The organism is Arthrobacter antibioticus, from assembly GCF_030063205.1.
In the GTDB taxonomy this organism is placed as follows: domain Bacteria; phylum Actinomycetota; class Actinomycetes; order Actinomycetales; family Micrococcaceae; genus Specibacter.
On sequence record NZ_JASISQ010000015.1, the window covers coordinates 1 to 5,641 of the forward strand.

Sequence of the window (5,641 nt, forward strand, 5' to 3'; positions counted from 1 at the left end):
TTGTTGTTTGAGAACTCAATAGTGTGCCAAGTTTTATTGATACCAATTTATTTATATTGAATTGGTTATTTGACTGTTTGTTGCCGCCCCTGTGGTGATGAATGGTTGTTTAGCTGGTTTCGAATTTAGTGCATGCATTCATGACCTTTTTCCGGTGTGTTTGTGTGTGTCTGTTTAGTTATTAACGGAGAGTTTGATCCTGGCTCAGGATGAACGCTGGCGGCGTGCTTAACACATGCAAGTCGAACGATGAACCTCACTTGTGGGGGGATTAGTGGCGAACGGGTGAGTAACACGTGAGTAACCTGCCCTTAACTCTGGGATAAGCCTTGGAAACGGGGTCTAATACTGGATATTGACTTTACCTCGCATGGGGTTTGGTTGAAAGATTTATTGGTTTTGGATGGACTCGCGGCCTATCAGCTTGTTGGTGAGGTAATGGCTCACCAAGGCGACGACGGGTAGCCGGCCTGAGAGGGTGACCGGCCACACTGGGACTGAGACACGGCCCAGACTCCTACGGGAGGCAGCAGTGGGGAATATTGCACAATGGGCGAAAGCCTGATGCAGCGACGCCGCGTGAGGGATGACGGCCTTCGGGTTGTAAACCTCTTTCAGTAGGGAACAAGGCCAGTGTTTAGCTGGTTGAGGGTACTTGCAGAAGAAGCGCCGGCTAACTACGTGCCAGCAGCCGCGGTAATACGTAGGGCGCAAGCGTTATCCGGAATTATTGGGCGTAAAGAGCTCGTAGGCGGTTTGTCGCGTCTGCCGTGAAAGTCCGGGGCTCAACCCCGGATCTGCGGTGGGTACGGGCAGACTAGAGTGATGTAGGGGAGACTGGAATTCCTGGTGTAGCGGTGAAATGCGCAGATATCAGGAGGAACACCGATGGCGAAGGCAGGTCTCTGGGCATTAACTGACGCTGAGGAGCGAAAGCATGGGGAGCGAACAGGATTAGATACCCTGGTAGTCCATGCCGTAAACGTTGGGCACTAGGTGTGGGGGACATTCCACGTTTTCCGCGCCGTAGCTAACGCATTAAGTGCCCCGCCTGGGGAGTACGGCCGCAAGGCTAAAACTCAAAGGAATTGACGGGGGCCCGCACAAGCGGCGGAGCATGCGGATTAATTCGATGCAACGCGAAGAACCTTACCAAGGCTTGACATGAACTGGAAACACTTGGAAACAAGTGCCCCGCTTGCGGTCGGTTTACAGGTGGTGCATGGTTGTCGTCAGCTCGTGTCGTGAGATGTTGGGTTAAGTCCCGCAACGAGCGCAACCCTCGTTCTATGTTGCCAGCACGTAGTGGTGGGGACTCATAGGAGACTGCCGGGGTCAACTCGGAGGAAGGTGAGGACGACGTCAAATCATCATGCCCCTTATGTCTTGGGCTTCACGCATGCTACAATGGCCGGTACAATGGGTTGCGATACTGTGAGGTGGAGCTAATCCCAAAAAGCCGGTCTCAGTTCGGATTGGGGTCTGCAACTCGACCCCATGAAGTCGGAGTCGCTAGTAATCGCAGATCAGCAACGCTGCGGTGAATACGTTCCCGGGCCTTGTACACACCGCCCGTCAAGTCACGAAAGTTGGTAACACCCGAAGCCGGTGGCCTAACCCCCTTGTGGGGAGGGAGCTGTCGAAGGTGGGACTGGCGATTGGGACTAAGTCGTAACAAGGTAGCCGTACCGGAAGGTGCGGCTGGATCACCTCCTTTCTAAGGAGCACCGAGTATCACGGTATGGCCCGCATGGGTTGTGTTGGTGGTAGGAGGAGTAAAGACTCATTGCCAGGACGTCTGTTTCTGGGTGAGTTGCTCAAGGGTGGAATATCAATAAGATAGCTGATGATGAGTATCGCGGCCTTGGTTTGAGTACCGCATCCTTTGGTGGGTGTGAGGAAAGAGCTGTTAGGGGTTGTTGGTAGTTGTTGTTGTGTTTGGCACACTGTTGGGTCCTGGAATAACAAGGACCGCTGATTATCGTGTTTCCTGTGGGTGAGTGCCTGTTTGTTGGGTGTTTACGTGGTGGGGGGTGTGGTGTTGGTGGTTGTGTTGTGCCTGGTTTCCCGCACATGACTTCTCTGGCCTGTTCGGTGACACACTTTTGTGTGTTGCTGTGGTTGGTGGGGTGTGTGGTGGGGTTGTTGTTTGAGAACTACATAGTGAACGCGAGCATCTTTATAAAGAAGCAATTTCTTTGAGATAATTGAACCTGGATCTGATGTCACGACCCTTTTGGGGTGGTGGTGTTGGTTTTCATGGTTCTCTCGATAAGTAAGAGTGACCAGAGTGTGTGGTCAAGTTTTTAAGGGCGCACGGTGGATGCCTTGGCATTAGGAGCCGAAGAAGGACGTAGGAATCTGCGATAAGCCTCGGGGAGTTGATAACCAAACTTTGATCCGAGGGTGTCCGAATGGGGGAACCCCGCTACCCGTTGCAAGACGAGGTAGTGACCTGCATCTGAATATATAGGATGTGTGGAGGGAACGTGGGGAAGTGAAACATCTCAGTACCCACAGGAAGAGAAAACAAAAGTGATTCCGTTAGTAGTGGCGAGCGAAAGCGGAACAGGCTAAACCGTGTCATGTGTGATAGCCGGCGGGCGTTGCATGGTGCGGGGTTGTGGGACTTACCGATCTGGATCTGCCGGTTCAGGAAGGGGAATGGTGCATGTATAGGTGAACGGTTTTGAATGGCCGACCGTAGAGGGTGAGAGTCCCGTAACTGAAATGCAGTGCACTCCCTTGGGTGAGTATCCCAAGTAGCACGGGGCCCGAGAAATCCCGTGTGAATCTGTCAGGACCACCTGATAAGCCTAAATACTACCTAATGACCGATAGCGGACAAGTACCGTGAGGGAAAGGTGAAAAGTACCCCGGGAGGGGAGTGAAATAGTACCTGAAACCGTGTGCTTACAATCCGTCAGAGCAAGCGTGCCCCTTGTGGGTAGTTGTTCTTGTGATGGCGTGCCTTTTGAAGAATGAGCCTGCGAGTTAGTGTTACGTCGCGAGGTTAACCCGTGTGGGGAAGCCGTAGCGAAAGCGAGTCTGAATAGGGCGAGTTTAGTGGCGTGATCTAGACCCGAAGCGAAGTGATCTACCCATGGCCAGGTTGAAGCGCGTGTAAGAGCGCGTGGAGGACCGAACCCACTTCAGTTGAAAATGGAGGGGATGAGCTGTGGGTAGGGGTGAAAGGCCAATCAAACTTCGTGATAGCTGGTTCTCCCCGAAATGCATTTAGGTGCAGCGTTGCGTGTTTCTTACTGGAGGTAGAGCTACTGGATGGCTAATGGGCCCTACAAGGTTACTGACGTCAGCCAAACTCCGAATGCCGGTAAGTCAGAGCGCAGCAGTGAGACTGTGGGGGATAAGCTTCATAGTCGAGAGGGAAACAGCCCAGACCACCAACTAAGGCCCCTAAGCGTGTGCTAAGTGGGAAAGGATGTGGGATTGCTTAGACAACCAGGAGGTTGGCTTAGAAGCAGCCATCCTTAAAAGAGTGCGTAATAGCTCACTGGTCAAGTGATCCCGCGCCGACAATGTAGCGGGGCTCAAGTACACCGCCGAAGTTGTGGATTTCAAACATGACCCTAAAAATGTTCCTCGTGAGTGTTTTTCAGGGGTTTGGAGTGGTAGGGGAGCGTCGTGTGGGCATTGAAGTCGCAGTGTGAACTAGCGGTGGAGCCTACACGAGTGAGAATGCAGGCATGAGTAGCGAAAGACGGGTGAGAAACCCGTCCGCCGAATGATCAAGGGTTCCAGGGTCAAGCTAATCTGCCCTGGGTAAGTCGGGACCTAAGGCGAGGCCGACAGGCGTAGTCGATGGACAACGGGTTGATATTCCCGTACCGGTGAAGAACCGCCAATATTGAACCGGTGATACTAACCACCCAAACCATCATTGAGTGTCCTTCGGGACCAGGATGTGTGGGGAGCGTGGGAACTGAACCGGGGAGGTAAACGTATTAACAGGTGTGACGCAGGAAGGTAGCCGAGCCGGGCGATGGTAGTCCCGGTCTAAGGACGTAGGAAACACGATAGGCAAATCCGTTGTGTTGTCTTCAATGACGATTCTGAGATCTGATGGGACCCCCGTAGGGGGGAATTCGGTGATCCTATGCTGCCTAGAAAAGCATCGACGTGAGGTTCTAACTGCCCGTACCCCAAACCGACACAGGTGATCAGGTAGAGAATACTAAGGCGATCGAGAGAATTATGGTTAAGGAACTCGGCAAAATGCCCCCGTAACTTCGGGAGAAGGGGGGCCTGCCACGTGAAGGACACTAGCTGTCCGTGAGCGTGTGTGGGCCGCAGAGACCAGGGGGAAGCGACTGTTTACTAAAAACACAGGTCCGTGCGAAGTCGCAAGACGATGTATACGGACTGACTCCTGCCCGGTGCTGGAAGGTTAAGAGGACCGGTTAGCACACTTGTGTGCGAAGCTGAGAATTTAAGCCCCAGTAAACGGCGGTGGTAACTATAACCATCCTAAGGTAGCGAAATTCCTTGTCGGGTAAGTTCCGACCTGCACGAATGGAGTAACGACTTCCCCGCTGTCTCAACCATAAACTCGGCGAAATTGCAGTACGAGTAAAGATGCTCGTTACGCGCAGCAGGACGGAAAGACCCCGAGACCTTTACTATAGTTTGGTATTGGTGTTCGGAGTGGCTTGTGTAGGATAGGTGGGAGACTGTGAAGTAGCAACGCTAGTTGTTATGGAGTCATCGTTGAAATACCACTCTGGTCACTTTGGACATCTAACTTCGGCCCGTAATCCGGGTCAGGGACAGTGCCTGATGGGTAGTTTAACTGGGGCGGTTGCCTCCTAAAGAGTAACGGAGGCGCCCAAAGGTTCCCTCAGCCTGGTTGGCAATCAGGTTTCGAGTGTAAGTGCACAAGGGAGCTTGACTGTGAGAGGGACACCTCGAGCAGGGACGAAAGTCGGGACTAGTGATCCGGCGGCACATTGTGGAATGGCCGTCGCTCAACGGATAAAAGGTACCTCGGGGATAACAGGCTGATCTTGCCCAAGAGTCCATATCGACGGCATGGTTTGGCACCTCGATGTCGGCTCGTCGCATCCTGGGGCTGGAGTAGGTCCCAAGGGTTGGGCTGTTCGCCCATTAAAGCGGTACGCGAGCTGGGTTTAGAACGTCGTGAGACAGTTCGGTCCCTATCCGCTGCGCGCGCAGGAAATTTGAGAAGGGCTGTCCTTAGTACGAGAGGACCGGGACGGACGAACCTCTGGTGTGTCAGTTGTACTGCCAAGTGCATCGCTGATTAGCTACGTTCGGATGGGATAACCGCTGAAAGCATCTAAGCGGGAAGCCCGCTTCAAGATGAGATTTCCCTACACGTAAAAGTGTGAGAGGCCCCCAGCTAGACTACTGGGTTGATAGGCCGGACGTGGAAGCGAGGACTAAAGACTCGTGAAGCTGACCGGTACTAATAGGCCGATAACTTACACCACACACACTTTATAAAAACAAGTATGCTCGCGTTCACTATGTGGTTCCCAACCAACAAACCCACCCGTTTGTTCGGACAGGAAACAAAAAAAACATGACACCACCAAAACCTATAAACCCCTAAACAAAGGTTTATAGGAATGGTAATTACATGTATAATAAAATAGAAATA

Annotated in this window: 2 rRNA genes; both read left to right on the forward strand. The window is 52.5% G+C overall.

Going from position 1 to position 5,641, the window contains the following annotated elements:
• Positions 1 to 181 precede the first annotated feature (181 nt).
• Positions 182 to 1,717, forward strand: a 16S ribosomal RNA gene (locus QMG40_RS17240).
• A 579-nt stretch (positions 1,718 to 2,296) separates the two neighbouring features.
• Positions 2,297 to 5,471 (forward strand): 23S ribosomal RNA (locus QMG40_RS17245).
• Together the 16S and 23S rRNA genes form the textbook arrangement of a ribosomal RNA operon.
• The last annotated feature ends 170 nt before the right edge of the window (positions 5,472 to 5,641 follow it).